This is a genomic window from Streptomyces abyssomicinicus (genome assembly GCF_008974245.1).
GTDB lineage: Bacteria > Actinomycetota > Actinomycetes > Streptomycetales > Streptomycetaceae > Streptomyces > Streptomyces abyssomicinicus.
This window is the reverse complement of sequence record NZ_BBZI01000015.1, coordinates 82,056-95,700: the sequence shown is the minus strand read 5'-3', so window position 1 is coordinate 95,700 and position 13,645 is coordinate 82,056. Positions and strand designations below refer to the sequence as shown.

At 71.5% G+C, this 13,645-nt stretch carries 17 protein-coding genes; 12 read left to right on the top strand and 5 right to left on the bottom strand.

Annotated elements, in window-relative coordinates:
• The first annotated feature begins 2 nt into the window (after positions 1–2).
• From GBN72_RS32075 to GBN72_RS32025, 11 genes are all read left to right on the top strand, one after another.
• Positions 3–1,358 (top strand): FtsK/SpoIIIE domain-containing protein, encoded by a 1,356-nt coding sequence (locus GBN72_RS32075; RefSeq protein ID WP_151775494.1) that lies wholly within the window; start codon positions 3–5, stop codon positions 1,356–1,358.
• Between the two features lie 18 nt (positions 1,359–1,376).
• Positions 1,377–2,060, top strand: coding sequence for a DUF2637 domain-containing protein (locus GBN72_RS32070; RefSeq protein WP_151775493.1), 684 nt, complete (start codon positions 1,377–1,379; stop codon positions 2,058–2,060).
• 19 nt (positions 2,061–2,079) lie between these two features.
• Positions 2,080–2,274 (top strand): hypothetical protein, encoded by a 195-nt coding sequence (locus GBN72_RS32065; RefSeq protein ID WP_151775492.1) that lies wholly within the window; start codon positions 2,080–2,082, stop codon positions 2,272–2,274.
• A gap of 1 nt (position 2,275) precedes the next feature.
• A complete protein-coding gene (locus GBN72_RS32060) occupies positions 2,276–2,467 on the top strand; it encodes a mobile element transfer protein (RefSeq protein WP_151775491.1) in 192 nt (63 codons plus the stop codon).
• A 13-nt stretch (positions 2,468–2,480) separates the two neighbouring features.
• The gene (locus tag GBN72_RS32055; RefSeq protein ID WP_151775490.1) at positions 2,481–2,636 is read left to right on the top strand and encodes a hypothetical protein; all 156 of its coding nucleotides are present in this window, start codon (positions 2,481–2,483) and stop codon (positions 2,634–2,636) included.
• 12 nt (positions 2,637–2,648) lie between these two features.
• Complete coding sequence (locus GBN72_RS32050; RefSeq protein ID WP_151775489.1) at positions 2,649–2,981, top strand: SpdD-like protein; 333 nt, start codon at positions 2,649–2,651, stop codon at positions 2,979–2,981.
• Between the two features lie 89 nt (positions 2,982–3,070).
• Entirely contained in the window at positions 3,071–3,625 is a 555-nt protein-coding gene (locus tag GBN72_RS32045; protein WP_151775488.1) for a GGDEF domain-containing protein, read from the top strand.
• Positions 3,626–3,711: 86 nt separating this feature from the next.
• Positions 3,712–3,897, top strand: coding sequence for a hypothetical protein (locus GBN72_RS32040; RefSeq protein ID WP_151775487.1), 186 nt, complete (start codon positions 3,712–3,714; stop codon positions 3,895–3,897).
• Positions 3,890–5,266, top strand: a complete 1,377-nt coding sequence (gene repSA / locus GBN72_RS32035) for a replication initiator protein RepSA (RefSeq protein ID WP_151775486.1) — start codon at positions 3,890–3,892, stop codon at positions 5,264–5,266. Before GBN72_RS32040 ends, repSA begins: the two co-directional genes overlap by 8 nt.
• 2 nt (positions 5,267–5,268) lie before the next feature.
• Entirely contained in the window at positions 5,269–5,466 is a 198-nt protein-coding gene (locus tag GBN72_RS32030) for a helix-turn-helix transcriptional regulator (RefSeq protein ID WP_055573517.1), read from the top strand.
• Positions 5,466–6,728: a tyrosine-type recombinase/integrase gene (locus GBN72_RS32025; protein ID WP_151775485.1), complete on the top strand. Its 1,263-nt coding sequence runs from the start codon at positions 5,466–5,468 to the stop codon at positions 6,726–6,728. Before GBN72_RS32030 ends, GBN72_RS32025 begins: the two co-directional genes overlap by 1 nt.
• A gap of 525 nt (positions 6,729–7,253) precedes the next feature.
• On the opposite strand, the gene GBN72_RS32020 is transcribed toward GBN72_RS32025, so the two are convergent.
• The 5 genes from GBN72_RS32020 to rpsB form a co-directional block, all read right to left on the bottom strand.
• Positions 7,254–8,567 carry a phosphatidate cytidylyltransferase gene (locus tag GBN72_RS32020; RefSeq protein WP_151775484.1) on the bottom strand — a complete coding sequence of 438 codons (1,314 nt, stop codon included), beginning with the start codon at positions 8,565–8,567 and terminating at the stop codon, positions 7,254–7,256.
• Entirely contained in the window at positions 8,567–9,124 is a 558-nt protein-coding gene (gene frr / locus GBN72_RS32015) for a ribosome recycling factor (RefSeq protein ID WP_151775483.1), read from the bottom strand. The genes GBN72_RS32020 and frr overlap by 1 nt, the downstream gene beginning before the upstream one ends.
• Positions 9,125–9,312: 188 nt before the next feature.
• Positions 9,313–10,071, bottom strand: coding sequence for a UMP kinase (gene pyrH / locus GBN72_RS32010; protein ID WP_151775482.1), 759 nt, complete (start codon positions 10,069–10,071; stop codon positions 9,313–9,315).
• 191 nt (positions 10,072–10,262) lie between these two features.
• A complete protein-coding gene (gene tsf, locus GBN72_RS32005; RefSeq protein ID WP_151775481.1) occupies positions 10,263–11,099 on the bottom strand; it encodes a translation elongation factor Ts in 837 nt (278 codons plus the stop codon).
• Between the two features lie 188 nt (positions 11,100–11,287).
• The gene (gene rpsB, locus GBN72_RS32000) at positions 11,288–12,190 is read right to left on the bottom strand and encodes a 30S ribosomal protein S2 (protein WP_151775480.1); all 903 of its coding nucleotides are present in this window, start codon (positions 12,188–12,190) and stop codon (positions 11,288–11,290) included.
• A gap of 281 nt (positions 12,191–12,471) precedes the next feature.
• Here rpsB and GBN72_RS31995 point away from each other — a divergent pair, with 281 nt between their 5' ends.
• Positions 12,472–13,128 carry a M23 family metallopeptidase gene (locus GBN72_RS31995; protein ID WP_151775479.1) on the top strand — a complete coding sequence of 219 codons (657 nt, stop codon included), beginning with the start codon at positions 12,472–12,474 and terminating at the stop codon, positions 13,126–13,128.
• Positions 13,129–13,645 lie beyond the last annotated feature (517 nt).

The following is a 13,645-nucleotide window of genomic DNA, read 5'->3' as shown; positions in this document are numbered from 1 at the left end:
TCATGACGTGGCTGTTAGTCGCCCTGGTGCTGGTCGTCGCCGCTGCGGGTCTCCTGCGGTGGCGGCGTCCCGCCTGGTACTGGCTGACCTTCGGGGTCACCTTCGCCGCGTTGCGGGTCCTGGTCCGCTACGGCTCGGTCATGGACGCCTGCGGCCTGACGGTCCCGGCCCCCCGCTGGCGGCTGTCCCTGGCCCGGATGACCAACCGGCCTGTTCCCGGTCCTCGTGCTCCGCGCATCCTGCGGGTGCGGGTGACCCGGACCGGCCTGGTGCTCCGGCTCAAGCTCCGCCCCGGTCAGGACGCCTTCGACGTGGCGGCCTCGTGTGATCGCCTGCGGCACTCGTTCGCCATGTACGGGGTCACCTCCCGTGAGCTGCGCTCAGGTGTGGTCGAGCTGCGGATGACCGGCTACGACGTGCTCAAGCGGGTGCAGATGCCTGCCCTCGTCGACACCCGGCCGATGCGGGTCCCGGTCGCCCTACGGGAGGACGGAGCCGTCCACTACCGCGACTACCGCACCGTGCCGCATGCGCTCACTCTCGGTGCCACGGAGTCCGGGAAGTCGGTCTATCAGCGCAACCTCGTGGCGGCACTCGCCCCGCACCGGGTCGCCCTGGTCGGGATCGACTGCAAGCAGGGTGTCGAGCTGTTCCCGCTGGCTCGCCGGTTCTCCGCGCTCGCCGACAACCCCGACATCGCCGCCGAACTCCTCGACGCGCTCGTGTCCCACATGCAGGACGTCTACCAGCTCATCCGGGCCGAGCAGCGGATCACCGCTGACGTGCCGGATGCGGAGATCGCCGCCGACATCTGGGACCTGCGCGAGGACCTGCGACCGGTGCCGATCGTGGTCCTGGTCGACGAGGTCGCCGAACTCGCTCTGTTCGCCAGCAAGGAGGAGGAGAAGCGACGGGACCGGATCATCACCGCCCTGGCCCGGCTCGCCCAGCTCGGTCGTGCGGCCGGCATCTATCTGGAGATCTGTGGGCAGCGCTTCGGCTCCGAACTCGGCAAGGGCATCACCATGCTCCGCGCCCAGCTCACCGGCCGCACCGCGCACCGCGTCAACGACGAGTCCTCGGCAACCATGGCCTTCGGCGACATCGCCCCGGATGCCGTACTGGCCGCGATCCAGATCCCCACCGAGACCCCCGGCGTCGCCGTCACCGGCGATTCGAGCGGCGGATGGGCTCGGATTCGGGCCCCGCACACCTCACTGCGGCAAGCCGTGAACGTCTGCAACCGGCACGCCGACCTGACTCCGGACGTTCCCGCTCTCGCGCCGTTCCGCCCGGCTCTCGGCACCCTCGCCCCGGTTCCGACCCCAGCAGTCGAGTCGGCCCCGGCCGCCGCCTGACCTTCCTGGAGGTTTGCCATGCCCCGTTTGCCGCTGCGCGTGGATGCCGTCCTGGTCCAGGCCGTCATCGCCGGTGCCCTGTCCTTCGCCCACCTGCACGACCTGGCCGCCGCTGCCGGGCAGGACGGCTGGAAGGCATGGGCGTATCCGGTCTCGGTGGACCTGCTCCTGGTCGCCGCCTGGCGTCGGCTGCGCTCGGACGGCCCGTCCCGGTTGGCCTGGTGCTGGTTCCTGATCGCTCTCGTGGCCTCCCTCGGTGCCAACATCGCCACCGCCGGACTCCTCGACCTCGGAGACGTCCCGGACTGGCTGCGCATCCTGGTCGCCGCCTGGCCCGCCCTGGCCTTCATGGGCGGCACCCTCCTCGCTCACTCACCCACCAGCGGGGAACCGGACGCGCCGGCACCCGCCGCCTCGCCCCCGGAGCCCGAGCCGGAAGTGGAGCGCGAACCGGTCGCCGTCACTGAGTCGGACCCGGTGCCCGAGCCCGTCGCGGTCCCGGCGCCCGAGGAGACCCCGGCCCTGCCCACCGCGGGCCTCCGCCCGGCTGTGCCGGTCCCGGCTGCGCTGGTCGACCACGCCCGCAAGATCGCCGCCGACCACCACACCCGCACCGGTACCCGGATCGACATCGACACCCTGCGCGCCCGCCTCGGCGTCCCGCCGCACCTGGCCGACGCCATCGCCGCCCAGCTCACCTGACCTGAAAGGAAACCCCGTCATGAACCGCGACCCGGCCGACCTGACCGCCGCCGACCACCTCGACGCCGCCCGCGAAATGACCACCACCAACCGGCCGTACCTCGCCCACCTGCTCGCCGAGGAAGCCGCCCGCCGCACCACCTCCCCGGCCACCGCTGCCGACATTCGCGCCGCCTTCCCCGACCCAGCCCTGATCCGAGAGGAGACCGACTGACATGCCTGCCCGCGACTTCTTCCACTCCGTGCTGCGGATCGGACCGGTGCAGATCGGCACCCACCGCGACCGCAACGGCCAGACCAAGCACGCCGCCGTGTGCAGCTCCGACGACTGCGGCTGGTCCGCCGACTACTCCAGCCAGTCCGCCGCCCAGCTCGCCGCCCGCACCCACCGCTGCAAAGTCCGCTAGGAGGCCAACCGCCATGGACGTCCCGCTCTGGCTCGCCCTGACCATCGTCGGCGCACTCGGCGTCAAGCTCATCCGCCCGCCCTGGTGGCTCGTCGCCGTGCTCCTGCTGGGCGGCTACCTCCTCGCCGACAGCCTCCTCGCCCCGGTCATCGACACCGCCGTCCGTTAAGGAGATCCGCTCATGTTCCGGCCCAAGCTCCCGGCCATGCCCCAGCCCACCGGCCAGGTCACCCCGCCCGCGGTCGTCGTCGAGCCGACCACCATCACCCCGTGCACCCCGGCCCCGCCGCCGGCACCCGCCGCCCCGGTCCCGGTTCCGGTCTCAACCCGGCCCACGGTCCAGCTCACCCCCGGCACCGCGCTCGCCCTCGTCGGCGGCGGCACCGCCGTGGTCCTGGTCGTCGGCACCGTCCTGGTCTCCATGCTCCTGGCGGTCGCCGTCACCGCGGCCTCGGTCGCCGTCTGCGCCGTCGTCCTGCGCTCGCTCCTCGCTTCCGACGCCAAGCGCCGCTGACCGGTCCTGGGGGCGACGCACAAGCCGCCAAGCACGCCGCCGCCACCAGGACCCGCACTTCCCAACCGCCATCGCTGAAGGGGAACGTCATGGACCTGCAGACAGCCGCCAGCCTCGTGCCGTTACTCGGCTGGGCCGTGCACGGGAGCCTCCTCACTCATCGGCTCTCCTCTGCCCGCCGCGACCCGCTCACCGCTCTGCACACCCGCGCCGGATGGACCGCCCGCGCCGAACACCTCATCCGCCGGCACCCGACCGCGGCCGTGCTCCTGGTCGACCTCGACCACTTCAAGACTCTCAACGACACCCATGGCCACGCCGCCGGGGACGCCGCCCTCGTCGCGACCGCCGACCGGCTCCGGGCCTGGTGCGGACGCCACGGCATCGCGGGCCGTCTGGGCGGGGACGAGTTCGTCGCCGTCGTCCAGGACGTGACCGTCGCCGACCTGGACGCGCTCACCGCCGCACTGCACCGGCCGCTGACCTACGCCGGGACGTCGCTGCCGCTGGCCGCCTCGGTAGGTGCCTGCCGCCTCGCCGAGCTGTCGGTGCCTGCTCTGACGGATGCCCTCGCCGCCGCCGACGCGGCCATGTACGCGGCCAAGGGCCGTAGTCGCCGGGGCGGCTTGCACGTCTCTCGCTGACCGGCCGCCGGGTGGCGCACAAGCCGCCAAAGCACGCCGCCACCCGGGGCCGTTCCTTCCAACCGCAATCGAAAGGAACCCCCATCATGGCCCAGCACACCCCGCCCGCGCCGAGGATCTGCCCGGCCTGCGACGGCATCGCCTCCGCCGCCGTCACCATCGGCGGCCGTGACGCAAACGGTCACCTGCGCATCATCACCGTCGACTGCCCGGCCTGCCGCGGCGCCGGCACCGTTCCCGCCCGCCGCGTCCAGGAGGGCATTCGTGCCTGAGACGCTGCTCGACCCGACCACCCTCGGCGACCTGCTGAGGGTGGCTTCGGCGTCCGACTACCACCGCTGGGAAGAACAGATCCGCCGCACCGGCGGCTGCGCCGACCCGATCCACCTGACCGGCTGGGTGCTCCACAAGGACAAGACCAGCGGCGAGACCCTGCACCACTACTCCACCAAGAGTGAGCCGGGCGGACGGCTCCGTCTGGCCTGCGGCAACCGCCGCGCCTCCCGCTGCCCGTCCTGTGCCTGGACCTACGCGGGCGACACCTACCACCTCATCCGCGCCGGGCTCGCCGGTGACGACCGCCGCGACATCCCTGCCACCGTCCGCGACCACCCCCGCGTCTTCGCCACCCTCACCGCACCCTCGTTCGGCCCGGTGCACAACCGGCCCGACCGCGGCGTCTGCCGTTGCGGCACCCACCACCAGGAGGACGATCCCGTCCTGGGCACCGCCCTCGACCCGACAACGTACGACTACGCGGGCGCGGTGCTGTTCAACAACCACGCCGGGCAACTCTGGCAGCGCTTCACCAACCGGCTCCGCCGCGAGATCGCCGCCCGCGCCGGCCTCACCCAACGCGAGCTGAAAGAACGCGCCCGGCTGTCCTACGGCAAGGTCGCCGAGTTCCAAAAGCGCGGCGCCCTCCATTTCCACGCCGTGATCCGCCTCGACGGACCCGACGGCCCGGACACCCCACCGCCGTCTTGGGCAACCGTGCAGCTGCTCGCCGACGCGATCAGGGCCGCTGCCGCACACTCCTACACCTCGGTCTCCGTCCCGGCCGCCGCCGACCAACCGGCCCGGACCTTCCGCTGGGGCACCCAGCTCGACGTCCGACCGGTCAAGGCGTTCGGCGACGGCTCGGACATCACCGAACAGGCCGTCGCCTCCTACGTCGCCAAGTACGCCACCAAGGCTGCCGAGAACACCGGTACCCTCGACCGCCGCATCGGGGAGCTCTCCGAACTCGACCGGCACGCCGTGCCCGACCACACCCGCCGCCTGATCGAAGCCTGCAAGACACTCGACCCGCTCTATCCGGAGCGGCGGCTGTGGGCCTGGGCGCACATGCTCGGCTTCCGCGGCCACTTCTCCACCAAGTCCCGCCGCTACTCCACCACCCTCGGCATCCTGCGCCAGGCGCGCGCCGACTACCGCGCCGCCCAGGAGCACGCCGCCCTCGGCCTCGAGGACGCCGAGCCGGACACCGTCCTAGTCCTCGCCGACTGGCAGTACGCCGGACACGGCCACACCCCCGGTGAATCCGTCCTTGCCGCCACCATCGCCCGCGGCCTCCAGCTCAACCGCGAAACCGCCCGCGAAGCACTACGCGACCAGCTCGCCGACGAAAGGGAGATCTGACCATGGCCTCAGAGCTGCCGAACCGGTTCCTGACCCCCGAGGACCTGGTCGAGATGTTCGAGCTGCCCAGCGTCGAGACGGTCTACCAGTGGCGCCGCAAGCGCACCGGTCCCCGCGGCTTCCGCGTCGGCCGGCACCTCCGCTTCGACCCGACCGACGTGCGGGCCTGGGTCGACTCCCAGCTCGGGGAGGCCGCCTGATGGCCGGGCACGTACAAGACCGCTGGTACCGGACCGAGACCGGCCCGGACGGCAAGACCGTCAGGGTCAAGACCGACCGGCACGGCTCCGGCCTGCGCTACCGCGCCCGGTACGTGGGCCCCGACGGCACGGAGAAGTCCAAGAGCTTCCCGGACCGACAAAAGCGCCTCGCCGAGCAGTGGCTGACCGACATCGCCTCGGACATGACCCGCGGCCGGTACATCGACCCGCGTGCGGCTCGGATCACCTTCAAGGGCTACGCCGAGAAGTGGCTCACGACGCACGGCATCGACCCGGCAAGTCAGGTCGTGATGGAGCAGCGGTTGCGCCTGCACGCGTTCCGGCTGATCGGCTCCCGGCCGCTGGACTCGTTCCGCCCGGAGCACATCCGGGGCCTGGTGAGCGAGCTGGAGAACGACCCGGCCGTGAGTGGCGGCTACGCGCGGAACATCTACGGCGACGTACGGGCCGTCCTCAGTGCGGCTGTCGACGACGGGCTGTTGCCCCGGAACCCGTGCTCCGCGAAGTCCGTCCGCCCGCCGGCCGCCGAGCAACGCCGTGTCGTGCCGTGGCTGCCCGCCCAGGTTCGGGCGGTCCGTGCAGCGCTCCCCCAGCGCTACCGGCCCATGGTGGACGTGGGTGCCGGGTGCGGGCTTCGTCAGGGGGAGATTGTGGGGCTTGCGGAGGATGCCCTCGACTTCGACGGCGGCCTCCTCCGTGTGGTCCGGCAGGTGAAGCTGATCCGGGGCAAGGCCGTGTTCGCTCCGCCGAAGTGCAACAAGGAGCGGGACGTCCCGTTGCCGCCGACGGTGGCCGAGGCTCTGCGGGCTCACATGGACGCCTTCAAGCCGGTGGAGATCACCTTGCCGTGGCGCAAGCCGGACGGCCCGAAGGTATCCGCCCGACTCCTGTTCACGAACACCGCGGGCGGGCTCGTCTGGCGGAGCAACTTCAACATCCAGGAGTGGAAGCCCGCCCTCGCATCGGCCGGACTGATAGCGGAAGCCGGGGAGGACGGTAGGCACCAGTCTGCTCGCGAGCACGGGATGCACGCGCTGAGGCACTTCTACGCCTCGCTGCTCCTGGACGCCGGCGAGAGCGTAAAGGCCGTGAGCGAGTACCTGGGGCACGCCGACCCTGGGCTGACTCTGCGCGTGTACGCACACCTCATGCCGTCCAGCCAGGAGCGCACGAGGAAGGCCGTGGATCGGGTGCTTCTGCCGGCCCCGCGTGAGCCTGACGGCCCAGAGACGGCCCAGTGAGCTGAACCAGGCCCCCTGTCCGCGCCAAACGCGCTGGTAGGGGGCTTGTTGCTGCCCGCCTGCTGCCAGTTCTCCGGGCTTAGGCATGGCGTTACCAGTGTGGCAGATCGAAAACGGTGGCCCGCCGGTCCGTGTGGGTCGGCCATGGTGACGCAGGTCTCGCCCTCCGAGGGGGCCCCGGGGCCACGAGGGCCTCGGGAGTTCAGAACAGCCCCAGCACCACCGACGTGACGGCGGCGCCGTACCGCTTCCACCGGTGGGTCCAGCGGCAGTACCGGCGTACCCGGCGGCGGCCCTCCTGGTCGAGCAGCGCTCCGCACCACTGGCAGGGCAGCTCGCCGTGGTACCGGCCGTCCGCCCCCCAGCCTTCCCGGCTCCGCCGTCGCCCCTGCCTCCCCTGTTGCCCCTGTTCCCCCTGTTGCCATGACGCGGAAATAGCATGACCAGGAGAAGCGCCGAAGCCCCGCTCGTCCGTGCCTGAGGGGCGGAGGAGCGGGGCTTCGGTATGACGGCGTCGAGCGGGGGTCAGCCGACGAAGATCTCCAGCAGGAGCCACACCACGGGGGCCGTGGGGAGCAGGGAGTCCAGGCGGTCCATGATCCCGCCGTGACCCGGCAGCAGCGCGCCCATGTCCTTGATGCCCAGGTCCCGCTTGATCATCGACTCGCCGAGGTCGCCCAGCGTGGCGCTGACCGCGACGGCGAGGCCCATCAGCAGGCCCTGCCACCAGGCGCCGCCGTCCACCAGCAGCGTCATGCACAGGACGCCCGCGACCATGGAGAAGCCCATGGCGCCCAGCAGGCCCTCCCGGGTCTTGCCGGGGCTGATGCGGGGCGCCAGCTTGTGGGTACCGAACCGCCATCCGACGGCGTAGGCGCCGGTGTCGCTGACGATCGTCAGCAGGACGAAGGTCAGCACCCGCTCCGGGCCGTCGTCCGCGGCCAGCATCAGGGTGACGAACGTCGCCAGGAACGGCACGTAGAAGGTGGCGAACAGGCCGGCGGTCACGTCCCGCAGGTAGTCCTGCGGGGGCGAGGTCATCCGCCACACCATCACCGCGAGGGCGGTGAACGCGGTCGCCAGCCAGGCTCCCTGCGGACCCGCCGCGTAGCCGGCGATCACCATCGCCGCACCGCCGACGACCAGGGGCACCAGCGGCGCCTTGATGCCCTTGCGTTCGGCGAGCCGGGAGGTGAGTTCCCACAGGCCGACGCCCACGGCCGCCACGACGACGCCGACGAACACGGCCTTCACCACGAACAGCGCGACCAGGACAAGCACGCCGAGACCGACGCCGACGCCTATCGCGGCGCCCAGGTCGCGTCCCGCGCTCTTCTTCTTGCGCTGCCGCGGTTCCTCCGGCCCGCGAGGGGCCGGGGAGGGCTGGGAGGCGTCGGACATGGGCTCCTGCGGCTTCTCGCTGACGACGGGCATCGGGCGGGTGTGCTGGACGGCGTCACCCTGCGGCACGAATGCACCGTGCTGCACAGGTGCCCCGTGCTGCACGGGCACATGCCGCACGGACCCGTGCAGCGCGGACGCGGCGCCCTCCTGCACGGACACGCCGTAGGGCTGCCCGTGGTCACCGTGCGGCCCGGGCGCCCCGGAGAACCCGGCCGCGCCGGGCGCCCCGGACGGCCCGCGGACATCTCCGTAGGCATCCTGCGCCACCGGCGTCGCATACGCGTCACGCGGCGCGAGTGCCGCATGCGCATCGTACGCCGGACCCGTCGGAACAGCTCCCTGGACGGGGCCGCCGGGCGTTCCATACCTCTGCTCGTGCTCGGACGGCCACCCGTGTCCTGCCTGCGGCGGCGCCCCCCAGGAAGAGTCGTTCATCAGACTTCGAGCAGCTCCGCTTCCTTGTGCTTGAGCAGCTCGTCCACCTGGGCGACGTACTTGGCGGTGGTGTCGTCGAGTTCCTTCTCGGCGCGACGGCCCTCGTCCTCGCCGACCTCGCCGTCCTTCACCAGCTTGTCGATGGCGTCCTTGGCCTTGCGGCGCACGGAACGGATCGAGACCTTGGCGTCCTCGCCCTTGGTCTTGGCGACCTTGATGTAGTCGCGGCGGCGCTCCTCGGTGAGCTCGGGGAACGTCACGCGGATGATGTTGCCGTCGTTGCTCGGGTTCACGCCGAGGTCGGAGTCCCGGATCGCCTGCTCGATGTTGCGCAGGGCGGTCTTGTCGAACGGGGTCACCACGGCCATGCGCGGCTCCGGCACGGAGAACGAGGCCAGCTGGTTGATCGGCGTCAGCGCGCCGTAGTAGTCGGCCACGATCTTGTTGAACATCGCCGGGTGCGCACGACCGGTGCGGATCGCGGCGAAGTCCTCCTTGGCGACCACGACGGCCTTCTCCATCTTCTCCTCGGCCTCGAGGAGGGTCTCTTCGATCACCACTTGCTCCTGCGTGTCTTGAAGTAGGCCCGTCCGCCGCTCCTGTGCGCGCCGGCGGACGGTTGCGTCGCGTCTTCTGCCTGCACGGTTCCGGACCGGCAGGACATTGTCCATCCCCCGGCCAGGTCACGTCCGGACCGGGGCACGGGGCGCCCACCCGGCGTCGGCCGGGTGGGCTGGTACACCGGTCAGTCCCGGCGGCCCGGGTCGCCCACGAGCGTGCCGATCTTCTCACCATTGACGGCCCTGGCGATATTGCCCTCCGCCAGGAGTTCGAAGACGAGGATCGGCAGGTCGTTGTCGCGGCACAGCGTGATCGCGGTCATGTCGGCGACCTTGAGGTCGCGGGTGATGACCTCGCCGTAGCCCAGCGAGTCGAACTTGACCGCGGACGGGTTGGTGCGGGGGTCGGAGTCGTAGACCCCGTCGACGCCGTTCTTGCCCATCAGCAGGGCCTCGGCGTCGATCTCCAGGGCGCGCTGGGCGGCGGTGGTGTCGGTGGAGAAGTACGGCATGCCCATACCGGCGCCGAAGATGACCACACGGCCCTTCTCCAGGTGGCGCACGGCCCTCAGCGGGATGTAGGGCTCGGCGACCTGGCCCATCGTGATGGCGGTCTGCACGCGCGAGTCGATGCCCTCCTTCTCCAGGAAGTCCTGGAGGGCGAGGCAGTTCATCACCGTGCCGAGCATGCCCATGTAGTCGGATCGGGCGCGGTCCATGCCGCGCTGCTGCAGCTCCGCGCCGCGGAAGAAGTTGCCGCCGCCGATGACGACGGCGATCTCCGCTCCGTCACGGACCACGGCGGCGATCTCGCGCGCGATGGCATGCACCACGTCCGGGTCGACGCCGAGTCCGCCGCCGCCGGCGAACGCCTCGCCGGACAGCTTCAGCAGATACCGGCCGCGTTCTTTGCCGTCGTCGCTCTTCTCGGCCTTCGTGGTCATGGGGAGTCTCACTTCGTTTGCAGTGCACACACACGAAGAAGGCCATTGCCGGTGGGTTGTGGTTCGCATCCCATGCGGCAATGGCCTCCCTCGTCAGATCTGTTGTCGCCCGCCGCGCGCGAGTGCGCGGCGGCGTACCCGGACGACTGCTTCCGACCTTAGCGGTCGGATCCGCCGATCACGGTACTGACTCAGAGGCCGACCTTGATGCGCGCGAAGCGCTTCAGGGTGACACCGGCCTCGTCCAGAACCTTCTGGACGGACTTCTTGTTGTCCAGCGCGTACGGCTGGCCCAGCAGGGTGGCGTCCTTGAAGAAGCCGTTGACGCGACCCTCGACGATCTTGGCGATCGCGGCCTCGGGCTTGCCCTCGGCGCGGGTGGTCTCCTCGGCGATGCGACGCTCCTTCTCGACGACGTCGGCCGGCACGTCCTCCTTGGAGAGCCACTGCGGCGCGAACGCGGCGATGTGCTGGGCGATACCCTTCGCGACGTCGGCGTTCTCCTTGTCGAGCTCGACGAGGACACCGATCTGCGGGGGCAGGTCCGGCATGGTGCGGTGCATGTACGCCAGGACGAAGCCGTCCTTGAACTGGGCGAAGCGGTCCAGGACGATCTTCTCGCCCAGGTTCGCGTTGGCCTCGTCCACGAACGCCTGGACGGTCTTGCCGGCCTCGATCTCGGAGGCGAGCAGGGCGTCGATGTCGGCCGGGGAGGTCTTCACGACGTGCTCGGCGATGGCGTTGGCCACGGCCTGGAACTTCTCGCCCTTGGCGACGAAGTCCGTCTCGCACTTCAGCTCGACGATGACGCCGGCGGAGTTGTCGTCGGCGATGATCTCGACGACGGCACCGTTCTCGGCGGAACGGCCCTCGCGCTTGGCGACGCCCTTCTGGCCCTTGATGCGGAGCGCCTCGACGGCCGCGTCCACGTCGCCGCTGGCCTCGTCCAGAGCCTTCTTGCAGTCCATCATGCCGGCGCCGGTGAGCTCACGCAGCTTCTTGACGTCGGCGGCGGTGTAGTTCGCCATGTCTGTGCTTCTCTTCTCGGAGTACGAGTGCGAATGGAAGATCTACGGGCCCGGACGGCCAATCGTGGATCACGGATCGCGGATCCACCGACACGGCGGGCGGCGCGGAGGGCGCCGCCCGCCGTGTGGTCACACGATCAGCCGTACGGGCATCGCCGCCCCGGACCTGGCGGTCCGGGGACCGGGCGTCAGGCCTGCTCGCCCTCGGCGGGCTTCTCGGCCTCGGCGGCGGGCGCCTCCTCGGCCGCGGGGGCCTCGGCGGCCGGGGCCTCGGCGGCGGCCTCGGCCTCAGCCGGCTTCTCGGCCTCGACGTCGGTCTTCTTGTCGCCCTCGAGCAGGTCGCGCTCCCACTCGGCCAGCGGCTCACCGGCGGCCTTCTCGCCCTTGTTCTCGGCGGCGCCGGAGCGGGCCATCAGGCCCTCCGCCACGGCGTCGGCGATCACGCGGGTGAGCAGGGTGACGGAGCGGATCGCGTCGTCGTTGCCCGGGATCTTGTAGTCGACCTCGTCGGGGTCGCAGTTGGTGTCGAGGATGGCGACGACCGGGATGTTGAGCTTCCGGGCCTCGCCGACCGCGATGTGCTCCTTCTTGGTGTCCACGATCCAGACGGCGCTGGGCACCTTCTGCATCTCGCGGATACCGCCGAGGGTCTTCTCCAGCTTGGCCTTCTCGCGGGAGAGGACCAGGAGCTCCTTCTTGGTCAGACCGGACGCGGCGACGTCCTCGAAGTCGATCTGCTCGAGCTCCTTGAGGCGCTGCAGACGCTTGTAGACGGTCGAGAAGTTGGTGAGCATGCCGCCCAGCCAGCGCTGGTTGACGTAAGGCATGCCGACGCGGGTCGCCTGCTCGGCGATGGCCTCCTGCGCCTGCTTCTTCGTGCCGACGAACATGACCGTGCCGCCGTGGGCGACGGTCTCCTTGACGAACTCGTAGGCGCGGTCGATGTACGACAGCGACTGGAGCAGGTCGATGATGTAGATGCCGTTGCGCTCGGTGAAGATGAAGCGCTTCATCTTCGGGTTCCAGCGACGGGTCTGGTGACCGAAGTGGACGCCGCTCTCCAGCAGCTCCCGCATCGTGACGACGGCCATGGCCGTTCTCCTTGAGATTCTCGGTTGTGCCGCGGACACCGGACGGCATCCGCGCCTGACGCCCGTGTACGACGCCCAGCCATGAAGGACCGAGGGGCGCCGACCCGGACCACCGGCTCGCGCCGGGGTCCTCATCGAGGCGTGCGAAGTCGACCCGGTGACCCGGATCGCCTCAGAAAGTGTACGGGACCGCCGGGGCCCCGAGTGACGCCGCCGTCCACAACCGGCGAGTAGTCCACAGGCGTGGCCGGTTTCCGGCCGATTCGCGGCACGGTTCGGGCATGCGAGAAAAGCGAACGCGGAAGGCCGGCCGAGCCGGATGGACCTTGTGCGCCCTGGCCGGGGCGGTGCTGGGGGCGGCCGCCGCGCCCGATCCGCCCCCTGCGGATCCGCCGGCTCCGGGGTTGTCCGCGTCGCCCGCGGCAGGCGGCTCGCAGGACCCGCCCCCGGTGGCGCCGGAGGAGGTGCCGCACCTCGCGCGGGTGTGGCCGACGGGGGCGCGGCCCACCGTGCTGCGGGGATGGGAGCCACCGGCGTCGGCGTACGGGCCCGGGCACCGCGGGGTGGACCTGGCGGCGGCCGTCGGCGCGGAGGTCCGTTCGGTGGCGGCGGGGCGGGTCTCCTTCGCCGGGCGGGTGGCGGGCCGGGGCGTGGTCTCCGTGGAGCTCTCGGGCACGGGGGATCCACCGCTGCGGACCACCTTCCAGCCCGTGGCGTCCACCGTCCGCAAGGGCGACGAGGTCACCGCCGGCGCACCCCTCGGCGCCCTCACCACCGGCACCCACTGCCCCGATGCCACGTGCCTCCACTGGGGTCTGCGCCGCGGCAGGGCCTACCTCGACCCCCTCGGCCTCCTGCCTCCCTGGCTCCTCGCCCCTCACCCACCGCGCCTCCTCCCCGTCCCCACGGACCTCCCGCTGCCGAAGGCATGGCCCTGAGGGCTGCCGACCGACCGGCCGACCGACCGGCCGGCCGGCCGACCCGACGCCGGCAGTCGTGCCGCTGGGCGACGGGGGCGGGCCCGCCCCCGGGCCCGGTCCGGAGGAGGGCGGACCTCACCTGTTCGAGCGAAGCGGAGAGCGCCGGGAGTGGACACGGCGGGTGCGGTCCTCACGTACGCGGCGGGCGGTCCGCGCCACGGCCCTGCCGGGCCCCTCCTCGGCCTGGCAGGGCCGACTTGACCCCGGTGGCCGCGAGGCCGCGCGAGCGCAGGGGCTCGGCGCGGAGGGCGCGGCGCGCGGTCCACGGCGGTCCACGGCGCGGGCGTCGGAGACTCACGCCTCGAGTACGCAGGCTCTGAGAATCCAACGCCCTGCCGGCGCAGGCATCGAGGGGCCGAGGGTCGCGGGCGCGGCGGTTGAGGCGCAGGCGTCGGCGCCTCGGATTCTGAGAACCCACGCATCGCAGGCGCCTGCGCCCGGGCTCGGACCTGGAGAACCCACGCATCGCAGGCGC

Coding starts and splice junctions, on each gene's coding strand:
- GBN72_RS31995 (WP_151775479.1), top strand. CDS start 12,472: ATGCGAGAAAAGCGAACGCGGAAGGCCGGCCGAGCCGGATGGACCTTG.
- GBN72_RS32075 (WP_151775494.1), top strand. CDS start 3: ATGACGTGGCTGTTAGTCGCCCTGGTGCTGGTCGTCGCCGCTGCGGGT.
- GBN72_RS32070 (WP_151775493.1), top strand. CDS start 1,377: ATGCCCCGTTTGCCGCTGCGCGTGGATGCCGTCCTGGTCCAGGCCGTC.
- GBN72_RS32025 (WP_151775485.1), top strand. CDS start 5,466: ATGGCCGGGCACGTACAAGACCGCTGGTACCGGACCGAGACCGGCCCG.
- GBN72_RS32060 (WP_151775491.1), top strand. CDS start 2,276: ATGCCTGCCCGCGACTTCTTCCACTCCGTGCTGCGGATCGGACCGGTG.
- tsf (WP_151775481.1), bottom strand. CDS start 11,099: ATGGCGAACTACACCGCCGCCGACGTCAAGAAGCTGCGTGAGCTCACC.
- GBN72_RS32020 (WP_151775484.1), bottom strand. CDS start 8,567: ATGAACGACTCTTCCTGGGGGGCGCCGCCGCAGGCAGGACACGGGTGG.
- GBN72_RS32055 (WP_151775490.1), top strand. CDS start 2,481: ATGGACGTCCCGCTCTGGCTCGCCCTGACCATCGTCGGCGCACTCGGC.
- GBN72_RS32040 (WP_151775487.1), top strand. CDS start 3,712: ATGGCCCAGCACACCCCGCCCGCGCCGAGGATCTGCCCGGCCTGCGAC.
- GBN72_RS32030 (WP_055573517.1), top strand. CDS start 5,269: ATGGCCTCAGAGCTGCCGAACCGGTTCCTGACCCCCGAGGACCTGGTC.
- pyrH (WP_151775482.1), bottom strand. CDS start 10,071: ATGACCACGAAGGCCGAGAAGAGCGACGACGGCAAAGAACGCGGCCGG.
- GBN72_RS32065 (WP_151775492.1), top strand. CDS start 2,080: ATGAACCGCGACCCGGCCGACCTGACCGCCGCCGACCACCTCGACGCC.
- rpsB (WP_151775480.1), bottom strand. CDS start 12,190: ATGGCCGTCGTCACGATGCGGGAGCTGCTGGAGAGCGGCGTCCACTTC.
- GBN72_RS32050 (WP_151775489.1), top strand. CDS start 2,649: ATGTTCCGGCCCAAGCTCCCGGCCATGCCCCAGCCCACCGGCCAGGTC.
- GBN72_RS32045 (WP_151775488.1), top strand. CDS start 3,071: ATGGACCTGCAGACAGCCGCCAGCCTCGTGCCGTTACTCGGCTGGGCC.